This window comes from Paenarthrobacter sp. MSM-2-10-13, assembly GCF_011605365.1.
In the GTDB taxonomy this organism is placed as follows: domain Bacteria; phylum Actinomycetota; class Actinomycetes; order Actinomycetales; family Micrococcaceae; genus Arthrobacter.
Genome location: NZ_JAAOXO010000011.1, coordinates 1 through 23,927, shown reverse-complemented (window position 1 = coordinate 23,927; position 23,927 = coordinate 1). Strand labels below are relative to the sequence as shown.

The window sequence follows — 23,927 nt, the reverse complement described above, 5'->3', positions numbered from 1 at the left end:
ACGGCGGCACCTTAGTCGGCGCCCAGTTCGGCTTCGCGTCGGTCTGCTTCCGGCCTGCCACGCCGCTGACCGGCTACAACCACGGCCAGCCCTACAAGGATCAGCGCCAACCCCGCATAAGTACCGGCAGGCAACGTTTCATTCAGGAAGATGGCCGCCAAAAGGGCAGCACCTGGAATCTCCAGCAGGATGATCATGGACACCAGTAGCGGGCTCATCGTAGCCAGTAGATGGTTAAAGGCCGTGTGCCCCACCAGCTGCGCACACACGGTGATGGCGATAATGCCAAGCCAACCGCCGGCGTCGAACCCTGAGAGTGGCTGGGCAGTGAACAAAGCCAGTATGGCCACAATCGCCGCACACATGCCGTAGCAAAGTGTGGTGTACGTTCCAGTCCCCATGGACTGCCTCGCCTTGCCACCGGCCAACGTGTACAGGCCGGCCAGGGCGCCGCCCGCAAGTGCCAGGAGGTCACCGAGGAGCGCTTCCGGGGACGAGCCCATATCGAATCCAGTAATCGCCACCACGCCGCCAAAAGCAATGCCCAGCCCCGCCAGGACCGGCCAACGGTGCCGGGTGCCCCGGAACACCTGGAACACGGCGATCCACCCCGATTGCAGGCATACCAGGGCAGTAGCCGCAGCCACCGATGTCAGCTGCAGTGCCGTGATGAAACAAGCGAAATGGAAGGCCAGCGCCACGGCAGCCACGGCAGACCAACCAAACTCACGCCGCGTGATCCTCCCGAACGCTTTCGGTTCCCGAATGATGACGGGGCCCGCCATCACCACGGCACCTATTGCGTTACGCCAGAATGCGATGGCCAGTGCGGTCACCGAAGTGGCACCAAGCGTGCCGGCAATGAGCGGGCCGGAGGAGGCAACACCCAGGACGCCGAGCGCAGCAATGAGAAGGGTCACGGATCCACCCTAGTGTGATTGAAGGTGGCCCTTCCTCCCACGCAGCTTTAGCCCGCCGCAAATTTCGAATACATAGAATCCCGACGACTTGGGAGGAAGGGCTTAAATGCAAAAGTCCCGGTCATTTCTGACCGGGACTTTCCTTATGGTGGAGGCACGGGGACTCGAACCCCGAACCCCCTGCTTGCAAAGCAGGTGCGCTACCAATTGCGCCATGCCCCCATAAGAAGCAACCCGTCAATCATACCCCATGTCAGGACTGGAATTTACCAATCCGCACCGGGCTCTTCGGCTAGTCCACCGTATCGGTTGACTTGCTCCAGACATCCTTCCGGGCTTCGGATTCCTGAGCCTTTTTATAGACCAGGACGCCTGCGACAGCAGCTGCTACAACTACCAGCAACTTCTTCACAAGCACCTCATTCCGGTTCAGTTTTACCTGAACCTCTTTGTGGTTCCGTGGGCGTACCAGGACTTGAACCTGGGACCTCTTCGTTATCAGCGAAGCGCTCTAACCGCCTGAGCTATACGCCCCGATGCCTCATCGGGCCGAGATATGACTGTACAGCACATCCCGGCCCGATCTCAAATCGAGGCATTTCCCCGGTGTAATTCCGCCTATTTCGGCTGATTTCCGGGAGTTTTTGCTAGTCGTCAGTCAGGGTGACGCCGACGCCACCAACCAACGTTGCGGAAATGTTATACAGCACGGCCGAAAGCATGGACAGCGCAGTCAACAGAACCACGTTCACTACAGCAATGATGGTGGCAAAAGATGCCACTTGGCCGAGTGAGGCAATCTTCTTGAGTTCGAACCCGCTGCCCTCGGAGCCTGCCAGGGTGCCAAGGAGGCTGTCCACCTGGTCAAAGATGCCCGTGAGATCCAACACAGTCCACAAGACGATTGCTGCAACCACGGTGACGATGCCCAAAGCAACAGACAACAGGAATGCCATCTTTAGGACCGACCACGGATCAACCTTGCTGACAAGGAGCCGCGCGCGGCGAACCTTGGCCTTGGGAGCCGGCTTCACCAAGCCGGGCCCACCCTGCGAGGGACGCTGGGCAGGGGTGCCGGCCGGGCGCTGGCCGGGCTGTGCAGGCCGCTGTCCGGGGGCGCCAGCGGGACGCTGACCGGCCTGTGCCGGGCGTTGTCCGGGAGCGCCGGAAGGACGCGGAGCGGAATTAGCTCCGCTCGCGGGCCGGGCTCCGGCACCGGATCCCGCGGACCCGGTTCCAGGGCGCTGCTGGGGACGTGCAGGCGTTCCCGACTGCGTGTTGCCTGAGGGCTGCCGGAGTCCGCCGGGGACACCTGTGCTCGGCTTGGGATATGAGTCGGAATTACTCACTCGTTACCTCCGGTGTTGTCTTCGTTCAGCTCCGCGCCCGTTTCGATTTCCGGGTCTGCGTCGTTTTCCGTATCGGCCGTCACGGTCGCCTCAGAGGCGCCGTCGTTTGCAGCCAACGTTACGTCATCGTCGAGTCCGTCCTCGGACTCTTCGCTTTCCAAGCCGCGTTCGCTGTTGCGCGCAACCTCGATGATGCGGTCATTCTTATCCGGCTTCGCAAAGATGACGCCCATGGTGTCGCGGCCCTTGGCGGGGACGCCGGTCACTGCCGAGCGGACCACTTTGCCACCCTCCATGACCACCAGAACCTCGTCCTCTTCCTGCACGATCAAGGCGCCAACAAGGTCACCACGGTCTTCGGCAAGTTTGGCTACCTTGATGCCCAGGCCACCACGGCCTTGGAGTCGGTACTCATCAACGGCAGTCCGCTTGGCGTATCCGCCCTCGGTGACGATGAACACGAACGAACCATCCTGGACCACGTCTGCGGCCAGGAGTTCGTCGTCTTCACGGAACTTCATACCCGTCACACCGGAGGTGGCACGACCCATGGGACGCAGAGCATCATCGGTGGCCGTAAAGCGGATGGACTGGCCCTTGCGGGACACCAGGAGCAGGTCATCGGTTTCACTGACCAACTGGGCGGATACCAGTTCGTCCTCGTCGCGCAGGTTAATGGCAATGACACCGGCTGTGCGGTTGGTGTCGTAATCCTCCAACCGGGTCTTCTTGACCAAACCATTCTTGGTGGCAAGCACCAGGTAAGGGGCCTGCTGGTAGTCCCGCAGGTCAAGGACCTGGGCAATGTGCTCATCCGGCTGGAAAGCAAGCAGGTTGGCTACGTGCTGGCCCTTGGCGTCGCGTCCGGCTTCAGCCAATTCGTAAGCCTTTGCCCGGTACACGCGTCCAAGGTTGGTGAAGAACAGCAACCAGTGGTGGGTGGTGGTCACAAAGAAGTGCTCCACCACGTCGTCGCCGCGCAACTGTGCACCCTTGATGCCCTTGCCGCCGCGCTGCTGCGAACGGTAGTTATCACTACGAGTGCGCTTGACGTATCCGCCGCGAGTGATGGTGACAACCATTTCCTCTTCAGGGATCAGGTCTTCCATGGACATATCGCCATCGAAGCCCATCAGGATATGCGTCCGGCGATCGTCTCCATGCTTGGCAACGATCTCGGCGAGTTCTTCGCTGATGATCTGACGCTGGCGCTCTTCCGAAGCCAGGATCGAGTTGTACTCCAGGATCATCGCTTCGAGTTCCGCGTGGCGGTCCTGGATCTTCTGGCGTTCCAAGGCAGCCAAACGGCGCAGCTGCATGTCCAAAATGGCGCGGGCCTGGAGTTCGTCGATCTCCAGCAACTCCATGAGCCCTTCGCGGGCAGCTTCGGTGGTGTTGGAGGCGCGAATAAGGGCAATAACCTCGTCCAGCATGTCCAAAGCCTTGAGGAGTGCACGCAGAATGTGCGCTTCTTCCTCGGCCTTGCGCAGGCGGTACCGGGTCCTGCGTGCAATGACGTCCATCTGGTGAGCCACCCAGTGCCGGATAAAAGCATCCAGGCTCAAGGTGCGCGGAACGCCGTCGACAATTGCCAGCATGTTCGCCGAGAAGTTGTCCTGCAGCTGCGTGTGCTTGTACAGGTTGTTCAAGACCACCTTGGCAACGGCATCGCGCTTGAGCACGATCACCAGGCGCTGACCGGTACGGCCGGAGGTTTCATCGCGGAGGTCCGCGATACCCGAAATCTTGCCGTCCTTGACCAGCTCGGCAATCTTGATGGCCAGGTTGTCCGGGTTGGCCTGGTAGGGCAGCTCGGTCACCACCAGGCAGGTACGGCCCTGGAGTTCCTCAACATTGACCACTGCGCGCATGGTGATGGAGCCACGGCCGGTGCGGTAGGCGTCTTCGATGCCCTTGTGGCCGAGGATGGTAGCGCCCGTGGGGAAGTCAGGTCCCTTGATTCGCAGCAGCAGAGCCTCGAGAAGTTCTTCCCGCGTGGCCGTCGGGTTCTCAAGCGCCCACTGCACACCGTCGGCAACTTCGCGCAGGTTGTGCGGTGGAATGTTGGTGGCCATACCGACGGCGATACCCGAGGAGCCGTTGACCAGCAGGTTGGGGAAACGCGCCGGCAGGATAGTGGGTTCCTGGTTCTTGCCGTCGTAGTTGTCCTGGAAGTCGACGGTTTCCTCGTCGATGTCGCGGACCATTTCCATGGCCAGCTGAGCCATCTTGGTTTCGGTGTAACGCGGTGCAGCAGCGCCGTCGTTACCGGGCGAACCGAAGTTACCCTGGCCCAGCGCCAGCGGGTAACGCATGGTCCAGTCCTGGATCAGGCGGACCAAGGCGTCGTAGATCGCCATGTCGCCGTGCGGGTGGTAGGTACCCATGACGTCGCCAACAACGCGTGCGCACTTGTTGAAGGAGCGGTCAGGGCGGTACCCGCCGTCGAACATTGCGTACAGAACACGGCGGTGGACCGGCTTGAGGCCGTCGCGGACGTCCGGGAGGGCACGGCCGACGATGACGGCCATGGCGTAGTCCAAGTAGGACCGCTGCATCTCGGTCTGCAGGTCAACCTGCTCCACGCGGTCAGTCAGCACATCACCCTCGAGAACAACATCCTCGACGTCGTTCGATTCCGGGACTTCGGGAGTTTCGTCACTCATAATCTAAGGTTTCCGTTTCAGGTATATGTCAGTTCTGGAATATTCAGTTGCCCCTGTGGGCCCCTAGATATCGAGGAACCTGACGTCCTTGGCGTTCTGCTGAATGAAGTTACGACGCGATTCGACGTCCTCGCCCATCAGGACGGAGAAGGTCTGATCTGCGGCCAGGGCGTCATCCATGGTGACCTGCAACAGGGTGCGACGATCCGGGTCCATGGTGGTGTCCCACAACTCGGTGTAGTCCATCTCGCCCAGGCCCTTGTAGCGCTGGATGCCGTTGTCCTTGGGCAGGCGCTTGTTCATGGACGCACCCTTACGGATGGTTTCGTCGCGTTCGCGGTCGCTGTACACGTAGTCGTGGGCGGCGTTTGACCACTTGATCCTGTACAGCGGCGGTTGGGCCAAGTACACGTAGCCGTTCTCGATGAGCGGACGCATGTAACGGAACAACAGTGTCATCAACAAGGTGGTGATGTGCTGGCCATCGACATCAGCGTCGGCCATCAGAACGATCTTGTGATAGCGAAGCTTGCTGATGTCGAAGTCCTCGCCGATGCCAGTGCCGAAGGCGGTGATCATTGACTGGACTTCGGCATTACCCAAAGCCTTGTCCAAACGAGCGCGCTCCACGTTCAGGATCTTGCCACGCAGTGGAAGGATGGCCTGGGTCTCCGGGTTGCGGCCACGTTTGGCCGAGCCGCCGGCGGAGTCACCCTCCACGAGGTAGACCTCGCAGCGCGAAGGATCCTTGGACGAGCAGTCGGACAACTTACCGGGCATGCCAAACGACTCCAGCGGGCTCTTCCGCCGGGCATTGTCGCGGGCTTTACGAGCGGCCATACGTGCTTGGGCAGCCGAAATGGCTTTGCGGATCACGTCGCGGGCCGGGCCGGGGTTACGTTCCAGCCAGTCACCCAACTGATCCGTGACAACACGCTGGACGAAGCCCTTAACCTCGGAGTTGCCCAGTTTGGTCTTCGTCTGGCCTTCGAACTGCGGTTCGGAAAGCTTCACCGAAATGACGGCGGTCAGACCTTCACGGATGTCATCACCGGTAAGGTTGTCTTCCTTCTCCTTGATGATGCTCTTCTCGCGCGCATAGCGGTTGATGAGCGAGGTCATCGCGGCACGGAAGCCTTCTTCGTGCGTTCCGCCCTCGTGAGTGTTGATGGTGTTTGCATACGTGTGGACGCTTTCCGAGTAAGCGGTGGTCCACTGCATGGCGACCTCGACGGCGATGTGCCGCTCGGTGTCTTCAGTTTCGAAAGCGATGACGTCCTCGTGGACAATCTCCACCTTCTTGTTCGAGTTCAGGTGCTTGACGTAGTCCAGCAGACCGTCCGGGTACTGGTACACAACGGTGCGGTGCTCGGCGGCTACCTCGCCTTCGGTTGCCACGGCATCCAGATCGAGATCATCGTCGCCGCCGCGGTTAACCGGACGCTCATCCGTCAGCGTGATGCGCAGGCCCTTGTTCAAGAAGGCCATTTGCTGGAAGCGTGCACGCAGTGTCTCGAAATCGAACTCGGTGGATTCGAAGATGGTGCCGTCCGGGTAGAACGTCTGGGACGTCCCCGTGACATCGGTAGCCTCGCCCTTGACGAGTTCGCCCTGAGGCTTGCCGCCGTCGGCGAAGGTCATGCGCCAAACGTGACCCTGGCGGCGGACTTCCGTATCAACCCGGCGCGACAGGGCGTTGACTACGGAGATACCAACACCGTGAAGGCCACCGGACACTGCGTAGCCGCCGCCGCCGAACTTACCGCCGGCGTGCAGGATGGTCATGACTACTTCAACAGTCGGCTTGCCCTCTGTCGGGTGGATATCCACGGGAATACCGCGGCCATCGTCCACCACGCGCACTCCACCGTCAGCGCGGAGCGTGACTTCAATGTGGCTGCAGTAACCAGCCAACGCCTCATCAACAGAGTTGTCCACCACCTCATAAACCAAGTGGTGCAGGCCGCGGGGACCGGTTGAGCCGATGTACATGCCGGGGCGTTTACGCACGGCTTCGAGGCCCTCCAGCACGGTGATGTCGCTGGCACCGTACTCCCTGCGCTCCTCCACGGGCGTGTCAGGCTTGGGAACAGTCTCCTCTTCGGGCTCTACTGCCAAGGTCTCTGCATTGTCGTTAGCCACAGGCGCTTTCGACTCCTCTGTACTCGATGTCGGCCGTTCCCGGAGTTGCCCACGGCTAACCGCGGCCGCCAACGGGCACGTGACTGATTGCGCCGTCTAGTCCGACGACGGGGGTCCCCGATGCCACAGGAGTGGATTCAGGACCCGACGACGTTTCACCGGCGCTCAGTGATCTACGCCAATTCTATCGTGGAAAGGCGCAAATCCTTGCAAATACGGGGGCAGCCGACAGCTGAATATGGCCATGGGAGACCACTGGCCCTATCTTCAATGGCCCTGCGGTGGTCCCGACGGGGGCCTATACGACTCGGGGGCGTTGAAACGCCCTGCACGCCGTTTAGCCGTACGTGTCCCGCGGGCCTCGACCGTTAACGCTGCGTCCGCCTTTTCGCCAACTTGGAGCCGAAGGTCCCAACACCTGGATGCTGGTCACAACCCCTTCGCCCAGTTCGTTGCGGAACATCTCCAGAAGGCTGGTGCTCAGCAACCGCAGCTGCGTCGCCCACGCGGTGGAATCGCAACGAACATGGAGTGTGGTGTCAGTAAAGCTCTCCGGCGTGCAGTGGGCGGAGATATCCGGTCCCACTAGCGTCTCCCACTCCGCCATGACGGAACCAACGGCCACGGGCGATGTCCAACCACGTTCGGCCACCAAGCGTCCCACCACTTTTCCCAAACCCAAGGGATCACGGCCGCTGCCGTGGAATTGGGCAAAACCCCTGGTATCCCGGAGCCCCTTACGTTTGGGAGCTGACCCGGGCCTCGGCGCGCGCTGCCGCACTTCTCCGCGGGCAGCCGCAGCCTCGCGCATACGGTTCAGCGCCGCCTGTGCAGCATCAATCTCATCCGGTTCACGGCCAGGTTGAAGTCCCTCGCGGCTATCCTTCGCCATCGATGCCTCCCGGAACAACGGTTACGCGCCGTCCGGCCAGTTCCTCGGGGATATCGGCATCGACGGCGGCGGTCACCAGCACTTGCTCGGCGCCGGCGACTATTGCAGCCAGTTTACGCCGGCGCTGGACGTCCAGTTCAGCGAAAACATCATCCAGGATGAGGATCGGAGCGGTGCCCCCGGTCCGAGCATCGTCCAACATCACATAGTAGGAAGCCAACCGCAGCGAGAGGCACATGGACCACGTTTCACCATGGGACGCATAACCCTTCGCGGGTGCCTGCCCCAGAACAAGTTCCAGTTCATCCCGGTGCGGCCCTACCAAGGAGATGCCCCGTTCGAGCTCCTTTTTCCTCGATGCCGCGAAGGCCTGGACATAGCGCTCCGTGAGCTCGTCAACGGACAGCAGCCGGAGGTCGTCCACCGACGGCGAAGGTTCCGTTCCGTGGTCGGCTGGACCGCCGTCGTCGTCAAGTACGCCCTGGATGGTTGAGCGGTAGACAGCGCCGGCGTCCTTGGAACCGTCAGTGAGCTGTGCATAAGCGCTGTTCAGGTGAGGACGCAACCGCTCCACAAGCTCGAGGCGGGCATGAAGCAATTCCGCGCCGGCGCGTGCCATGTGCTGGTCCCAGACATCCAGGGTTGCCTCATGTCCGGCGGTGAACTTACCTGCCCGGGCGGATTTGAGCAATGCGTTGCGTTGCTTCAGAACGCGGTCGTAGTCGCTGCGGGTGGCAGCATGCCGCGGAACGAGGCTCACCAGCAATTCGTCCAGGAAGCGTCGGCGGTTCGAAGGATCGCCCTTGACCAGCGCCAAATCCTCGGGTGCGAACAACACCGTTTGGCAAATTCCCAGTATGTCCCTGGCCCGGACCGGGTTGCTGCGGTTGATGCGTCCCCGGTTTGCCCGGCCGGAATTGATCTCGAGCTCTATGACCGTTGACTGTTCTCCACGGACCAGCCTGGCCCGGATCAAAGCGCGCTCCGTACCGAATCGAAGCAGCGGAGCGTCCGTGCTGACCCGGTGGGAGCTCAGCGTGGCCAGGTATCCGATTGCTTCCATGAGGTTGGTCTTGCCGATTCCGTTGGAACCCACCAAGACAGTAACACCAGGGCCGAGCTTCAGGTCGACCTGTGCATAGCTTCGGAAATCCGTCAGCGAAAGATGTTCGAGGTACACGCCGTCTGCAGGAGTCCTGCGGCCTAGTTGGCCGGACGGGTGGCGTGTCCGCCGAACTGGTGGCGCAGGGCGGACACCATTTTCATGGCCGGGGAATTGTCTTCGCGGGAGGCAAAGCGGGCAAAGAGGGCAGCCGTGATCGCAGGCGCGGGCACTGCATTGGCGATTGCCTCTTCCACGGTCCAACGTCCTTCGCCGGAGTCCTCAACGTAGTCATCAATCGATGCCAGCCCTGGATCTTCGTCCAGCGCTTTGACCATGAGGTCCAAGAGCCAGGAACGGACAACCGTGCCCTTTTGCCATGCACGGAAAGTCCCCGGAAGGTCCTTCACGATGTCTTTTGCCGCCAGCAATTCGTAGCCCTCGGCATATGCCTGCATGAGGCCGTACTCGATGCCGTTGTGAACCATTTTGGCGTAGTGGCCAGCACCAACTCCGCCCACGTGGACGAAACTGTCGGCCCGTTCACCCTCGGGGCGGAGAGCGTCGAAAACGGGCATGGCGAGTTCGATGTCTTCGTCGGCACCGCCTGCCATCAGGCCGTAACCGTTTTGTAGGCCCCAGACACCGCCGGACACACCACAGTCCGCGAAGCGGATGCTCTTCTCGGCCAGTGCAGCAGCGTGCTTTTGGTCTTCCGTGAAACGCGAGTTGCCGCCATCGATCACCATGTCACCCGGGCTGAGCTTCTCGCCAAGCTCTGTTACCACCGCATCAGTGATGGCACCGGAGGGAACCATCACCCAGACCAACCTCGGAGTGGGCAGTGCAGCGATGAGTTCATCCACCGACGCGACATCCGTGACCTCGGGATTGCGGTCAAAACCGGTGACCTCAATGCCACCGTTCCGCATGCGTTCCCGCATGTTGAAACCCATTTTGCCGAGGCCGATCAATCCGATGTGCACGGTGTGAACTCTTTTCTGCGAAGGTGGCTGCTACGTTCCAGCTAGTTGGGGAGGCGGACCGGCATCACGAGGTAGCGGTAATCGTCCTGGTCTTCGCCGTCCGCTTCAGCCTGGGCCGTGATCATGGCCGGCTTGGGAGCAGTGGTGAAGGAGAAACGAACGTACTTGGTTTCGATTACGCTCAAGCCCTCAACGAGGTAATGCGGGTTGAAGGCAACGGTGATGTCCTCACCGGAAAGCTGGGCTTCCAGCTCCTCGGAAGCCTGCGCATCCTCGCCTGTGCCGGCGTCGAGATTCAGCAGGCCCTGGGTGAAGGCAAGGCGGACCGGGGTGTTTCGCTCGGCCACGAGCGAAACACGGCGGACGGCCTCGACGAGTTCCTGAGTCTGGACTGTTGCGTGGATCGGAGTGGAGTCCGGGAAGAGCGAACGGATCTTGGGGTAGTCGCCATCCACCAAGAGTGATGTGGTGGTTCGTCCGCCGCTTTCGAAGCCAATGAGCCGGCTGTCGTCGTCAGCAAGTGCGAGGTTGATGTCGCCGCTGCCGCCGAGAGTCTTTGCTACCTCGTTCAGTGTCTTGGACTTGACCAGTGCGCTGGTGGAAATGCCCGGAGTGACCGGTTTCCAGGGGACCTCGCGCATGGCGAGGCGGTAGCGGTCCGTGGCAAGGAGTGTGATGAGGTCATCCTCGATTTCCATGCGGACGCCGGTAAGGATCGGCAAGGTGTCATCCTTGCTCGCTGCGATGATCACCTGGGACACGGCCTGGGCGAAAGCGTCGCCCGGCAAGGTTCCGCTGATTGCCGGAAGCGCCGGAAGTGCCGGGTACTCGGACTCGGGCATGGTGGCTAGGTGGAAGCTGCTTCGACGGCACGTGAGGGTGACCTTGCTGCCGTCGGTCTCCACTTCGACAGGGGCCGAGGGCAAGCTGCGGCAAATGTCTGCCAACAGGCGTCCGGAGACCAGGATAGTGCCTTCCACAGCGATATCTGCCGGGATTTCCAAACGCGCTGAGGTCTCGTAGTCAAAGCTGGAGAGACTGACGGTACCTGCCTCGGCTTTGAGGAGGAGACCGGAGAGCACGGGGACGGGCGGCCGCGGAGACAACGACCGCGCGGTCCACGTAACGGCTTCTGCCAGGACGTCGCGGTCGACTCTGAACTTCACGGAAGGGTGCCGCCTTTCATTGCTGCTGCCATGTAGTAGCTGCGGATTCCTGCTTGGAAGCCGCTAAATCATCGCGGTCCGGCACCGGAACCTGCATGGTCCGCGCTGAGCGAACTACAAACAGACCCAAGGATGGGAGCGCTGCTGACAGCTTAGCCGGAAGATCCGCGATTAACCCATCCCCGTCAGGCCAGCCCCCTCGTATGTGGATAGCCACGGGCCGGCCTTGGCCGGTCTGGTTGCCCGTGATCTGCAGAAGGGGATGGGCGCCGGAACGAGATTGTTATTTGAGGGATTTCAATTTTTTGGGATTCGTAGTGTTAATAACTGCTGTGGAAACTGTGGATAACTCGATCTCGCCCCGCAGTTCCGCGGTTAAGCCCTGTTCACGGATTGTGTGTTAACTGGGTTTTAAACAGGGTGTGGATGGGGACAACTCCCAGGCCCGTTTTTAACGATCCACAGGTGGCTTAAGGGTTTTAAGCCCATTAACCGAGCTTGTCCCCTTAAGTATCCACAGGCTTATCCACATGCACCTGTTAATAAGGTATGTAGTGGCGGGTGCGATGTGGATTTCAGGAGTCGCGCTGCTGTTGTTTGATCCGGTTGGTGAGCTCAGTGACCTGGTTGTAAATCACACGGCGCTCCGCCATCAGCTCACGAATCTTGCGGTCCGCGTGGATGACAGTGGTGTGATCACGGCCTCCGAGTTCCTGGCCGATCTTCGGCAGGGACATGTCCGTCAGCTCGCGGCACAAGTACATGGCGATCTGTCGAGCTGTCACCAAGGTGCGTGTACGGGACTTGCTGCAGAGCTCTTCCATGCTGAGCTTGAAGTAGTCGGCCGTCTGGTCCAGGATCTGCTTCGCCGTGATTTCCTGGGCGCCGTCGTCGGTGATCAGGTCTTTCAGAACCATTTCCGCCAAGGCCACGTCCACCGGTTGGCGGTTGAGGCTCGCGAATGCCGTCACACGGATCAGTGCGCCCTCAAGTTCGCGGATGTTGCTGGAAATCTTCGACGCGATGTACTCCAGAGCATCATCCGGTGCAGAGAGGCCTTCGCTGAGGCCTTTCTTGCGAAGGATCGCAATCCGGGTCTCAAGTTCCGGCGGCTGGATATCCGTCAACAGGCCCCATTCGAAGCGCGACGTCATGCGGTCCTCGAAGCCTGCCAGCATCTTGGGAGGCTGATCCGAGGTGATGACAACCTGCTTGTTGGCGTTGTGCAGGGCGTTGAACGTGTGGAAGAACTCTTCCTGGGTCCGGTCCTTGCCCGCCAGGAACTGGATGTCATCGATCAGGAGCACATCCACGTTGCGGTACGTGGTCTTGAAGCTGGTGCCTTCGTCATCGCGGATGGAGTTGATGAAGTCGTTGGTGAATTCTTCGGAGTTCACGTAGCGGACCCGAATGCCGCTGTAGAGCCTGCGGGCGTAGTGTCCGATCGCGTGGAGCAGGTGGGTCTTACCCAAACCCGAATCGCCATAGATGAACAACGGGTTGTAGGCCTTCGCGGGCGCTTCCGCCACAGCCACGGCGGCAGCGTGCGCAAAGCGGTTCGAGGAACCGATCACGAAGGTATCGAAGATGTACTTCGGGTTCAGGCGCCCGAACTCATGTGAGGTACTCGGGGGTGTGGGTTGCGGCTTCGGTTCGGCGAAGTCAGAAACAGCAGAAAGCTCGACGACGGGTTCCGGCTCCGCGTGGACGGGCACCAGATCGGTGTCCACGTCGATTGCGCAGCGAATGTCGTCGGAGAAGACGTTGCGGAGGGCATCGTCCAGGGCGTCCTTGACCTGCGTCTGGAGGACTTCGCGGGTGAGCTCGTTGGGAACGGCCACCAGCAAGGTTGAACCGATGAGGCCCTGGGCTTGGGCGAGGATGACGAAACCGCGCTGACGGGGTGAGACCCGGTCGTCCTGTTCCATAAGGCTCAGTACCCTGCGCCAGGAACTTCCGACAGTGTTGGCGTGGTTGGCTTCGTCTACTGTCATCAATCAGTTCCTAAATACTTGCTTGCCGGCGTTGCTGGCAGCCGAAGTCTCTCCGGCGGCGCTGTTCTGGGCGATAATCCACAGAGTTATACACAGCGGGTGGACATTGGGCTACTGAGCCACTCTAGGGGATGAAATCGCTAGAAGATAGCTGGGAAGTTGCCTGTGGATAATTACACCGTTGTTGTTCCGGAAAGCGGCCTGTGAGCCACTTCATCCACAGGCTGGGAACCACGGTTGGGCACAGCTGTGGATAGCCCCGCAGAAGGCTCCCGGTTTGACTGTGGGTGCCTTTTTGCCCTAACGTTGTGAAGTCCTTTGTGTCCGCTTTTGAGATCAGTTGTAACTCCGTACGTTCACCGTGCGGAAGGCAACGGCGGCAGGCACATACAAAACTTAGCGTCGGCCAGTTCTTCCCCTTTTTTGATCGGGTGGGCGCACCTTTGATCCACTGGAGTAACTAACGTGAGCAAGCGGACTTTTCAGCCGAATAACCGCCGTCGGGCCAAGAAGCACGGCTTCCGCCTTCGTATGCGCACCCGTGCCGGCCGCGCCATCCTGGCTGCCCGTCGCGGCAAGGGCCGCGTCGAACTGTCGGCGTAAATAACTGACTTGTCGGTCAGGGTCTTTTTGCGGGTTCGACGGTGCTAGCCACCCCTAACCGTCTGCGGACGTCTACCGACTTTTCAACAACTGTACGTTCCGGCGTCCGCAATGGACGCCGGAACTTAGTGTTATATACGGCCTCTATAGGGGCCGGGGAGCCGAGTCGAATCGGCTTCATTGTCTCCAAAGCCGTCGGGAACGCCGTGACCAGGAACCTCGTTAAGAGGAGACTGAGAGAAGCAGGCGCCCTGTCCTTGCACACGCATGGAACGGGTCTGGCGGTAGTAGTCCGGGCGCTGCCCGCAGCTGCAACAGCCAGCTGGGAGCAGCTGCTCTCGGACTACAACGCCGCACTGGCAGTGACGACGAAGCGATTGAGTGGCTCAGGTCCACGCAACGCTTCGACTGAACACAACGGCACCACTACGGAAGGGACACCGCGTGCATGACATAAGCACCGCCGTCGTTCCTTCCTCAAACGACCCCTCCGGCAAGGTTCCGCATCGGAGCCTTCCGGCGGCGGTAGGTATGTTCCTCTGGGAGCTGCCCCGCAACATCCTCATTCTTTTACTGAAGACGTACCGCAAGGTCATCTCGCCCCTGTACGGCCAGGTTTGCCGTTTCTTTCCCTCCTGCTCCGCATATGCACTGGAAGCAGTAACGGTGCATGGCGCCGTGAAGGGCAGCTGGCTCGCAGCCAAAAGGCTCGCCAAATGTCATCCTTGGAATGCCGGTGGAGTGGACCACGTCCCCGCCGGCCACCGTCATTGGCCTGAAGGCCGGACGCCCACAATTGTTGTACTGAACAATCCGGACCAGTTCCTGGCTGTTCAGGCTGATGAAGAAGGCCGCTCTGCGGCCTAACGAATAGGGATATCGTATGGACTTCTTTGAAACAATCATGTTTCCGTTCAAGTGGCTGGTGTCAATCATCATGGTTGGCTTCCACGAGGGACTGAGCTTCATTGGCCTGCCCGCCGCGAACGGCTGGACGTGGACTCTGTCCATCATCGGCCTCGTGTTGGTGATCCGTGCCGCCCTGATTCCTGTCTTCGTCAAGCAGATCAAAGCCCAGCGCGGTATGCAGCTGCTCCAGCCTGACCTGAAGAAACTTCAGACCAAATACAAGGGCAAGACCGATCAGCTCTCCCGCCAGGCCATGGCGCAGGAGCAGATGGCTCTCTACAAGAAGCACGGGACCAACCCGTTCTCGGCATGTTTGCCGATGCTGATCCAGATGCCGTTCTTCTTCGCGCTGTTCCAGGTGCTGTCCGGTATCACCGCGGCCCGCAACAGCGGCAAGGGCATCGGGGCAATGAGCGCCGACCAGGTTGTCCAGTTCGACGAATCCAGCATCTTCGGTGCCCCGCTGTCTGCTTCCCTGCTTCACGGTGGTGCCGGTGGCAACGAGGTTGCAGTCTGGATTCTCTCCATCGTGATGATCGTTGCCATGACGGCCTCGCAGTTCATCACGCAGAAGCAGATCATGGCCAAGAACATGTCCGAAGAGGCCATGGCCAGCCCGTTCATGCGCCAGCAGAAAATGATGCTTTACATCCTGCCGCTCGTGTTCGGTATCGGTGGCATCAACTTCCCCATCGGTGTCCTTATCTACTGGACCACCACCAACTTGTGGACCATGGGCCAGCAGTTCTTCGTCATCCGCCGTATGCCCACCCCGGGTTCCCCCGCCGCTAAGGCACTGGAGGAGCGCCGTGCCGCCAAGGGCCTCCCGCCCCTGCTGGGTGGCAAGAAGACCGCGGACGCCGCCGCAGAAGCCGAAGCTGCTGCTGCGGCAGCCGCCGAAGTCAGGGCTCAGCGCGTCCAGCCACAACGTAAGAACAGGAAGAAGAAGTAATGTCTGCCGAGAGCACTGAAGAAGTTATTGTCCCTGTGACTGAGGAGCAGGAAGTCTCCACGGAAGAGACCCAGTCCAAGACGGCCAGCCGCTTGGAAGAGGAAGGCGACATTGCCGCCGATTACCTTGAGGAACTCTTGGATATCGCCGACATCGACGGCGACATCGACATCGAGGTCCGCAACGGGCGCACATACATCTCCATCGGTGCTGATGAAGAGTCTGCTGCCTTGGACAGCCTCGTAGGACGCGACGGAGAAGTCCTGGAAGCATTGCAGGAACTGGCCCGCCTTTCGGTTCTGTCTGCTACGGAGAGCCGTTCCCGCCTCGTCCTGGATATCAACGGCTACCGTAAGGAACGCGCTGGCGTGCTCCAGAAGATTGCCGAGGATGCCGTGGCCAAGGTCAAGGCTGATGGCGGAACTGTGGCCCTGGAGCCGATGAGTGCTTACGAGCGCAAGATCGTCCACGACGTCGTTGCTGACCTCGGATACGTCTCCGAGTCCGAAGGCGAAGGCGCTGGCCGCCACATCGTCGTTTCGGCCGACTAGCAGCTCATGGTTGAAATCACCGCAGCTGAACTGGAAGCGGCAGAGAAGATTTTTGGGGAGCGCTTGGATCTTGCCAAGCGTTACGTGGAACACTTGGCTACATCGGGTACGGAGCGTGGGCTCATAGGGCCGCGCGAGATTCCACGTCTGTGGAGCCGCCATGTCCTGAACTGTGCAGTTATTGAGTCCGCCATCGCCATGGACAGCCACGTTGCCGACGTCGGATCCGGTGCAGGCCTCCCAGGCCTTTGCCTTGCCATTGCCCGCCCGGACCTTGAACTGACATTGATCGAACCGCTGGAACGGCGTGTCATTTGGCTCCAGGAAGTGGTGGATGACCTCGGCTTGAACAACGTCACCATCATGAGGACGCGGGCTGAGCTGGCAGTTGGAATGGTGGACGCGGATGTTGTGACCGCCCGGGCCGTTTCTGCGCTTTCCAACTTGGCCGGTCTCACTATCCCCCTTCTGAATGGCCACGGCGAAGTTGTTGCCATCAAGGGACGCAGTGCCGGTGAAGAGATCGAGAAGGCCAGGAAAGTTATCCGCAAACTCGGTGGCGTGGACACGTCAGTTGTGGTTTGCGGACAGGAGCTTTTGGAGGAACCCACCACCGTGGTGAGGATCATCGTCAACAAGCCCGGAAAGACGGCGTAGGTCCCGCCCGGTTTCCCGCGTGTCGGCGGCTGAGCGGTTAGGCTAGAGAACGGCAGCAAAGCGCCGAATGAGAGTGAGAGTGTGACCAGTGGGCAGTAGTGAAACCTCCACGCAGCGAATCCCCCCGTTTATGTCTCTGGGGTCCGCGCGGGCCATGGCTACACCCTCCGCATCTCTTCAGTCTGCGATTGTGCGTACAGATTCGGTTGATAATGCTGCCGTTTCACGTGAAACGGTCTCAGATGGAGTGCGTAACGTCATGGATTCCATCGATGATTCCAGCCCCATCGCACGTCAGCTGGCTAACGAGACCCGTAGGCGCGAACGGCTGATCGGCAGGGAGCTGCCCAAGCCGAGTAGGACCCGAATCTTCACGGTCTCCAACCAAAAGGGCGGCGTCGGCAAGACCACCACTACGGTGAACATTGCCGCCGCATTGGCATCTGCCGGCCTCAACGTGTTGGTAATCGACATCGATCCCCAAGGCAACGCATCTACTGCTTTGGGCATCGAACACCACGCTGACGTGGACAGTATTTACGATGTTCTGATAAATGATCTTCCACTCAGGGATGTTGTGGCCCCATGCCCTGACATTCCAAACCTCATCTGCGCACCCGCAACTATTCACTTGGCTGGAGCTGAGATTGAGCTGGTTTCGCTTGTTGCCCGTGAACAGAGGCTCCGGCGCGCCATTGACGTCTACGCCAAGGAGCGGGAGAACGACGGCGAAGGTCGCCTGGACTACATCTTCATTGACTGCCCGCCCAGCCTTGGGCTGTTGACGGTCAACGCATTCTGCGCCGCCAGTGAAGTCCTTATTCCCATTCAATGCGAGTACTACGCACTCGAAGGCCTGAGCCAGCTCCTCAAGAATATTGAGATGATTCAGAAGCACCTTAATGCTGACCTGGTGGTTTCTACTATCCTCTTGACCATGTACGACGGTCGCACCAACCTGGCTGCGCAGGTAGCCTCCGAGGTTCGCCAGCACTTCCCGGACCAAGTCCTGGGTGCTGTCGTTCCGAGGTCGGTACGTATCTCTGAGGCTCCCAGCTACCAGCAGACCGTCATGACGTACGATCCTTCTTCGAGCGGCGCGCTTTCCTACATGGAAGCCGCAGCCGAAATAGCCGAACGCTAGAATTCTTGAAACACTGCAACAGCTTGGGCCGTTCCGTGCTCAGCTATTCCATCGGAGGGATGAATCAATGAGCGAAAAGCGAAGGGGCCTCGGCAGGGGTCTTGGGGCTCTCATTCCTAGCTCGGCCTCGGCCCAGGGAAATGGTGCCGCACCCTCCCGTCCGGTGGATCTGTTCTTCCCGGAGGCGAGAAAGACTGCGGAGACCACCGTAGAGACCTTACTCGAGGATTCGAGTGCTGTTGATTCCAAGCCGGCTGCTGAGAAGACGTCGGCCGCATCCGCAGCGGATGAGGGCGCAGCTGCAGCATCACGCACCAAAGCCGCGGCGACAAAGTCTTCCCGCGCCAAAACTACTTCACCTTCCAAAACTGCCGGCAAAGCTTCCGGTTCACGGTCAGCTGCCAGTAAGACGGCCGCCGACTCAGAAGGCTCGACGGCGTCAGCCGCACCTACCACGCCCCCGGCACAGTCAGCTCCCCAGGTAGAATTGGTGGAAGTTCCCGGGGCTCGATTTGCCGAGATCCCCGTGGGCGACATTCATCCGAACCGCAAACAGCCTCGTTCAGTCTTCGATGAAGATGACATGGCCGAGCTCGTGCACTCCGTGCGTGAAATCGGCGTCCTCCAGCCAATTGTTGTACGTACTTCAACCGAAAAGGGTGGAGAACCGTATGAGCTGGTCATGGGTGAGCGTCGGTGGCGTGCCGTCCAGGCTGCAGGACTCGACACGATCCCTGCAATTGTCCGTGACACCACGGATGATGACCTCCTTCGCGATGCTCTCCTTGAGAACCTCCACCGTAGCCAGCTGAACCCCCTCGAAGAGGCTGCGGCTTACCAGCAACTTCTGGAGGACTTCGGTACCACGCACGAGCAGTTGGCCGACCGAATTGGCCGTTCCCGTCCACAGGTGTCCAACACACTCCGTCTGCTCAAGCTCCCGCCGTTGGTTCAGCGCCGCGTGGCTGCCGGCGTGCTGTCTGCTGGGCATGCACGCGCTTTGCTATCGCTCCCTGATGCTGCAGCCATGGAAAGAATGGCACAGAAGATCGTGGCCGAGGGCATGTCCGTCCGCGCTACCGAAGAGTCGGTTGCTCTCTACCAGGATCCCACCGCGCCGGCCAAGAGCAGCATCCCCAAGCCTAATGCCCGGCACGAGCGTCTGGACTACCTGGCATCGTCACTGTCAGACCGTTTGGATACTAACGTGAAGATCACTTTGGGTGCGCGAAAAGGCCGCGTCAGTATTGAGTTCGCCAGCGTGGAAGATCTTAACCGGATTATGGACGTTCTGGGGCCGGGAGCCGACGACTAATTCTTAGCAGTTCAACTGAATGGGGCTCACCTACGGTGTGGGCCCCATTTTTGTTAAGTGTGCAACTTCGATAATTGCTCTGCTCGGGTACTTTCCGCCCGACTTTTGGATTGAGTGTTTCACGTGAAACTATGTGTCCCCTTTGGATAAGGACCGCTGGTAAATACGCCTACGCGGACGGATTGCCGCCAGCGTAGGCATTCTGTGCGAAATGTGGTTGGTGTATGGCGCATTTCGAGAATAGTTCAATCTGGTGCATGGGGTCCCGGGGGAACGAGGCAGGCAGGCGGGAGTCATTTGGCTGCACGCATTCTCCTGGACCAGCACTAGCGCCCAGTGGATGTCAGAAGGCCCCAAGGTGCCCCAAGCGGACACTGAGTGCCACAAGTCGGGTTAGCACCCGTATAGGCTGTATACGCGTTGAGGTGGGCCTGTGTACTGAACGAGCTATTAGGGGTCTGTCGGTTGTCCGGCATGGCACCGAACCTACAGGAGTTCGGTCCTGGTCGGCCATGTCATCTACGGAACAGTGCCCCGCGGTTCGCTAATTGCCTTCATTGGTACGAAGGATTGATGGATGGCCGAGGCCAAAATGGTCGCTTCCTGTCGGGTTTAGATGGGCTTTGGGTACAGTTCGGGTGTGGTGCAGGTTCTAAGGCACAGATGGACGCGAGCGAGGCCGCCAGTCAGCCCTCTCTTACCCTGTTTCACGTGAAACATCGCAACGGTTCCTACGGAGAGGTGGTTCAATTCGACGAAATCAGTGAGCATTCTTCGAATGGCTCTCCGGACCTCATTGGGTTTCAGGGAATCGAATCTAGGTTTGGGAAGAAGTGACTATCCCTCGGAGGGCCGGTCTCTCTCTGTGTTGCTCCAGTACCAACACAGGAGGAGACTGGGATACTTCGCCGGGTCTAGTGCCGAGAACGATCGGCTCTGCACTTGTGGTGGCGTTCTGGGTACCAGCGCTGATAACGAGTCCATCAATGGCGTGCCTGTCTTAGTCTTCCGGTACTCCCAGGAGTAGGTGTAAGCGGCGGTCCGGGCTCCGATTTGGCCCCCTCCGCCCCGGGTGGTCAGGCAGTGGGCGTTTACATCTCGGAGGGAAGTTACAGGGGGATGTTTCACGTGAAACGGGGCGTCGACGCATGACCCAGAGATGCGACCCTACTGGAGCTGAACGCTGAGGACATCCGACTCTGAGAGCTCGTAGTACGCCTTCGTTGATCCGGCGGATGCCAAAGATCGCTGAATCCCCGCAGGCGCCAACGTTCCGAGTCAAACCGAAGCCCGTCCGGTGCAGATCAGCACACCGTTCCACGTGAAACAATCTGGGCTCATCTGGTTTTACCTAAACTTTAGTGGATCGGTAGCAGTCAAGCGTTGAGGAGCGTGGTGACCAAACGCGGGCGCGGAGGTTCTGACACCCCCAGTGAGAGGGTCCAAGCTCGTGATGTGGACATTCATTCGTGTAAGGAGGCCTTACCGGAGGAGGCTGCCATGGACTCCGTCTCGTGTTGCGGCCAACTACTGTGCCTATGACTGGCTAGGAACCAAAGGTATGACGCGTAGGGGGCCCGTTCGTGGAGAAAGAGCGGCAAAAGATACCTCGCCGGCCCTCCCACTCTCCCGGCAACCGCGATGGATACGATTGTGGGCTTCGACCAAGCAGCCTCCGACTTCACAGTGACGGAGAGCCGGTTCCCCTGGTGCCTGTTGGATCAGTATGGCTTCTCTCGGATGCCGTGATGCCAGGTGCGCCACATTGTCAAACTGCCCTATGCCTGGTAGAAACGCAAGCGCCGGCGTACGAAGCGTGGTGGACGGAATGCTCCCCCGGGCCTGGGCTTATGTGGGCGTTCAAGCCCATACTTCGAGGCGTGGGTTGGCATAGCTATGAGAAGCGATGTGCGATGGGCTACACATGGGCCATGCGGCCATGCGGCCATGCCCCCATGCGCCCATGCGGGTATGTCGGTCTGGAGGGCCGTCGAGGTATCCGTCGATCTCCTCAGGGCAACGTGGACGACGGCCCTAGATCATGGTCGGGTGACTACAAGAAGCATACCGAGTCTTTCTTAGAGCTCTCAGTTGACTATATCTGGGCCACACCAGTGTCACGGCTGACGACTTGGGGGGACGTAGCGTGCTGAGAGCCTGCCAGGCCTCGGTCAAATGCTTGAGCGAGCACAAGGCAACGTAGTGATTGTTCCCACAATAGGTCCGACGTTGCCCAGTGGATTCACGTGACGTGGCGTCACGCCGTCGACTGCCTATGGAGGTGATGGAGGTGATGAGGCGGTGGTCATTCCCGTGCTTTGACAGAACCGGCATGGCATAGCGTCGCCATCGAGACTGCTGGCGCGGGCACGTCAACAGTGTTTCACGTGAAACACTTCGCGAGCGGCTCGGCAGGGTGGTCTTGGAGGCCTCGCAGACCCTCTGCCGACGGTGGATATCGTTGTGGATAACTATGGGGATAACTATGTGGAAGGATGCGCATTCTCGTCGGGCCCATCCCTCACGACGAACAAGGCCTTCATGTGAATCATCGAGTCACGGTCGACACTGAGGACCAACAACTGGCAACCGAATTGGCCATGGTGTTTTCGATCGCAATATTGCCGGAATAGCCCTCTTTCTATTGCATTTGCAGGCCCGAATGCGGCCTACCCGCAGCGCTTCCGGGCGCAATGCATTCACCCCACGGGGGACGGCACCATGCCGCACTTTCGAGGTGAACATGCTCCGAGGGGAGGCGAATGTGGGGTGTGTCATGCGCGGTGGATAAGCCTGTGGATAACGCTGTGTATAAGTTGCTCAAAGATGAGGTGGGATGCTGCTGCTGACGAGCACTACATGATGCGAGTTCATGCTGGCTGGCGGGTATCCGTGACGCTACGCGTGCTGTACCGAGGCCCGTCCACCTGCCCCTCTGAGAATTCTGGTCCTCGCTTGAATTGCGGCTGGATATGAGGAGTCGAACGCAGAGTCGCCCAGGTCCATGCGTTCGTCTAGTCCTATACTCCAGCCTCCGAATGCATAGTGAAATACATCCGATGTATCGATGGAATCTTGGGCTCATGATGTTGGCGTAGGGGTGGCATTGCACTACGTGATCGGAGCGTCGTGCCCTGCAGAGTCCAGGACTCATCGATGCCACTCCGCAGCTGATACATAGCCTGGAGACCCCCTTGGGCACCTGCCGGCGCGTGGGACGCATGCCGGCCAGCAAGGCATCGTGCTTCGGCCAAGCGTTACAGCCGCGCCCCATGGGGCCAGCGACGGCCTGCGCCACAGCCGCGTCTAGGAGTAATCCCGCGTATGACGTCGGCGTACCCTGCGATTCATCCCATCCCGTTTCACGTGAAACAGTAACCTACTTGGGCGCTTCGTTTCACGTGAAACATTCGACTCGTCGCTGACCACTTTCGACGAACGGGCGGCGCTGGGGGCATGCTCTGAGTTCGCCAAAACGAGTAGCTAGGCTGGAAGCTTGAATGCTTTGGGGCACTGTCATCGCATCTACGATGGCCGTGCATTCTGGAAGAAGGCTACTGGACTCTGCCTTTGACCGCGTCCTCTCTGCTTGCAGACAGCCTTCCCCGTGGAGCAGTAGCGGCGGACCAGAAAGAACGACAGCCGTTCGGGTCGGCCAACGAATGACTCTGCATGAGTGAGGCTGAAGCCGAAGGGCGGGGTCCCTGACGGAGGGTTGGGGAGAAACTCTGACATCGGTGTTAGAAAGGGCATATAGAAGTCTGATGGAGAGATCCGTAGTGCTTCGCTGGTATCGGATTGCCTGCGGGGTTGAATCAAGATGTGGATACCACCGCCATCGCGATATCGGTTAGGGTGTGCTCTGCATCCTGTGAACTTAGCGTTCATCTCCTGGCAATTCGGTGCCATGGGTGGAGTGGGTCGGTTGATGCCCAGATTGGCGACAAGGTCACACCAACTAACTGGTCGTCTAAGTCTGCTGATCGCTGAACTCCTCTGATAGTTCAGCTTCGGGGCTAGCTTGGGGGTGCGGAGTTGGATTCATGCTGTGTTTCACGTGAAACACTGTCCCGCATCGGCACTTTCCAGGCATGCACTCGTCGCCCGTTCGGATGGGCAAGAGGACCGAATCCAGAAGGTTTGCCCGATTCAAGGCAGTTCTCGTGCTGGTTCTGTGAATGACGCGGCAACAGCTGCCTTCTGCCAAAACAAGAATGCGTGCGGTCCCATCACGCCCCACGGTACTGCCTCTCCTTTAGTCGTTAGGAGCGAACTGGTGTTGTTCTGGCGGTGTAAAGCTGGTGGGCTGGGGCGGGGTCTCTACGTTAAGCGCGACACGGGAGCGGTGCGGACCATGCGTCCCTAGCAACAGAGAGTCAGTAAGGCCCTCTGGTACTCACTGCCTTGGGTAGGTGATAAGCCTGTCTCTCGCAACGATATGCCGGGGATATGCTGCGGCCGTATGGTTTTCTGAGACAGGTTGATGGGAGATCGACTTCAGAATGACTGGTCCTAGAAGAAAATATGATGCGGCTTTCCGTGAGGAAGCTGTGCAGCTGGTGTTGTCCTCGGATCGTTC

17 protein-coding genes, 2 tRNA genes and 1 pseudogene are annotated in these 23,927 nt (G+C 59.7%); 8 read left to right on the top strand and 12 right to left on the bottom strand.

The features are described 5' to 3' along the window. Nucleotides 1-11: 11 nt before the first annotated feature. From HAV21_RS17840 to dnaA, 12 genes and pseudogenes are all read right to left on the bottom strand, one after another. Nucleotides 12-920 (bottom strand): DMT family transporter, encoded by a 909-nt coding sequence (locus tag HAV21_RS17840; protein ID WP_166842623.1) that lies wholly within the window; start codon nucleotides 918-920, stop codon nucleotides 12-14. A gap of 146 nt (nucleotides 921-1,066) precedes the next feature. Further along, nucleotides 1,067-1,142: transfer RNA gene (locus HAV21_RS17835), tRNA-Ala, on the bottom strand. 70 nt (nucleotides 1,143-1,212) lie between these two features. Further along, on the bottom strand, nucleotides 1,213-1,332 hold the full coding sequence (locus HAV21_RS22365) for a DLW-39 family protein (protein WP_209320078.1): 120 nt from the start codon (nucleotides 1,330-1,332) through the stop codon (nucleotides 1,213-1,215). A gap of 48 nt (nucleotides 1,333-1,380) precedes the next feature. Beyond that, nucleotides 1,381-1,454, bottom strand: a tRNA-Ile gene (locus HAV21_RS17830). Nucleotides 1,455-1,567: 113 nt separating this feature from the next. Further along, the gene (locus HAV21_RS17825) at nucleotides 1,568-2,269 is read right to left on the bottom strand and encodes a DUF3566 domain-containing protein (RefSeq protein WP_142937292.1); all 702 of its coding nucleotides are present in this window, start codon (nucleotides 2,267-2,269) and stop codon (nucleotides 1,568-1,570) included. Continuing rightward, on the bottom strand, nucleotides 2,266-4,935 hold the full coding sequence (gyrA, locus tag HAV21_RS17820; protein WP_142937293.1) for a DNA gyrase subunit A: 2,670 nt from the start codon (nucleotides 4,933-4,935) through the stop codon (nucleotides 2,266-2,268). The genes HAV21_RS17825 and gyrA overlap by 4 nt, the downstream gene beginning before the upstream one ends. Before the next feature lie 63 nt (nucleotides 4,936-4,998). Beyond that, on the bottom strand, nucleotides 4,999-7,077 hold the full coding sequence (gene gyrB, locus HAV21_RS17815; RefSeq protein WP_142937294.1) for a DNA topoisomerase (ATP-hydrolyzing) subunit B: 2,079 nt from the start codon (nucleotides 7,075-7,077) through the stop codon (nucleotides 4,999-5,001). A 337-nt stretch (nucleotides 7,078-7,414) separates the two neighbouring features. Continuing rightward, a complete protein-coding gene (locus HAV21_RS17810; protein ID WP_062072222.1) occupies nucleotides 7,415-7,969 on the bottom strand; it encodes a DciA family protein in 555 nt (184 codons plus the stop codon). After that, the gene (gene recF, locus HAV21_RS17805) at nucleotides 7,956-9,149 is read right to left on the bottom strand and encodes a DNA replication/repair protein RecF (RefSeq protein ID WP_166842622.1); all 1,194 of its coding nucleotides are present in this window, start codon (nucleotides 9,147-9,149) and stop codon (nucleotides 7,956-7,958) included. The genes HAV21_RS17810 and recF overlap by 14 nt, the downstream gene beginning before the upstream one ends. 23 nt (nucleotides 9,150-9,172) lie before the next feature. Next, a pseudogene (gene gnd / locus HAV21_RS17800) lies at nucleotides 9,173-10,084 on the bottom strand (phosphogluconate dehydrogenase (NAD(+)-dependent, decarboxylating)); the annotation flags it as partial. A 14-nt stretch (nucleotides 10,085-10,098) separates the two neighbouring features. Beyond that, on the bottom strand, nucleotides 10,099-11,223 hold the full coding sequence (gene dnaN, locus HAV21_RS17795) for a DNA polymerase III subunit beta (RefSeq protein ID WP_011772783.1): 1,125 nt from the start codon (nucleotides 11,221-11,223) through the stop codon (nucleotides 10,099-10,101). Between the two features lie 575 nt (nucleotides 11,224-11,798). After that, the gene (dnaA, locus tag HAV21_RS17790) at nucleotides 11,799-13,217 is read right to left on the bottom strand and encodes a chromosomal replication initiator protein DnaA (protein ID WP_024818846.1); all 1,419 of its coding nucleotides are present in this window, start codon (nucleotides 13,215-13,217) and stop codon (nucleotides 11,799-11,801) included. A 465-nt stretch (nucleotides 13,218-13,682) separates the two neighbouring features. Here dnaA and rpmH point away from each other — a divergent pair, with 465 nt between their 5' ends. The 8 genes from rpmH (at nucleotide 13,683) to HAV21_RS17750 (ending at nucleotide 19,348) form a co-directional block, all read left to right on the top strand. Further along, complete coding sequence (gene rpmH, locus HAV21_RS17785; protein WP_011776797.1) at nucleotides 13,683-13,820, top strand: 50S ribosomal protein L34; 138 nt, start codon at nucleotides 13,683-13,685, stop codon at nucleotides 13,818-13,820. 41 nt (nucleotides 13,821-13,861) lie between these two features. Further along, a complete protein-coding gene (gene rnpA / locus HAV21_RS17780; RefSeq protein WP_142937298.1) occupies nucleotides 13,862-14,272 on the top strand; it encodes a ribonuclease P protein component in 411 nt (136 codons plus the stop codon). Beyond that, the gene (yidD, locus tag HAV21_RS17775; protein ID WP_142937299.1) at nucleotides 14,202-14,687 is read left to right on the top strand and encodes a membrane protein insertion efficiency factor YidD; all 486 of its coding nucleotides are present in this window, start codon (nucleotides 14,202-14,204) and stop codon (nucleotides 14,685-14,687) included. The genes rnpA and yidD overlap by 71 nt, the downstream gene beginning before the upstream one ends. Before the next feature lie 16 nt (nucleotides 14,688-14,703). Continuing rightward, a complete protein-coding gene (yidC, locus tag HAV21_RS17770; RefSeq protein ID WP_166842620.1) occupies nucleotides 14,704-15,681 on the top strand; it encodes a membrane protein insertase YidC in 978 nt (325 codons plus the stop codon). After that, on the top strand, nucleotides 15,681-16,232 hold the full coding sequence (locus tag HAV21_RS17765) for a R3H domain-containing nucleic acid-binding protein (protein ID WP_142937301.1): 552 nt from the start codon (nucleotides 15,681-15,683) through the stop codon (nucleotides 16,230-16,232). The genes yidC and HAV21_RS17765 overlap by 1 nt, the downstream gene beginning before the upstream one ends. Before the next feature lie 6 nt (nucleotides 16,233-16,238). After that, nucleotides 16,239-16,889: a 16S rRNA (guanine(527)-N(7))-methyltransferase RsmG gene (gene rsmG, locus HAV21_RS17760; protein WP_166842619.1), complete on the top strand. Its 651-nt coding sequence runs from the start codon at nucleotides 16,239-16,241 to the stop codon at nucleotides 16,887-16,889. A gap of 88 nt (nucleotides 16,890-16,977) precedes the next feature. Then, nucleotides 16,978-18,033, top strand: a complete 1,056-nt coding sequence (locus HAV21_RS17755) for a ParA family protein (protein WP_223941332.1) — start codon at nucleotides 16,978-16,980, stop codon at nucleotides 18,031-18,033. A 67-nt stretch (nucleotides 18,034-18,100) separates the two neighbouring features. Continuing rightward, nucleotides 18,101-19,348, top strand: a complete 1,248-nt coding sequence (locus tag HAV21_RS17750; RefSeq protein WP_166842618.1) for a ParB/RepB/Spo0J family partition protein — start codon at nucleotides 18,101-18,103, stop codon at nucleotides 19,346-19,348. The last annotated feature ends 4,579 nt before the right edge of the window (nucleotides 19,349-23,927 follow it).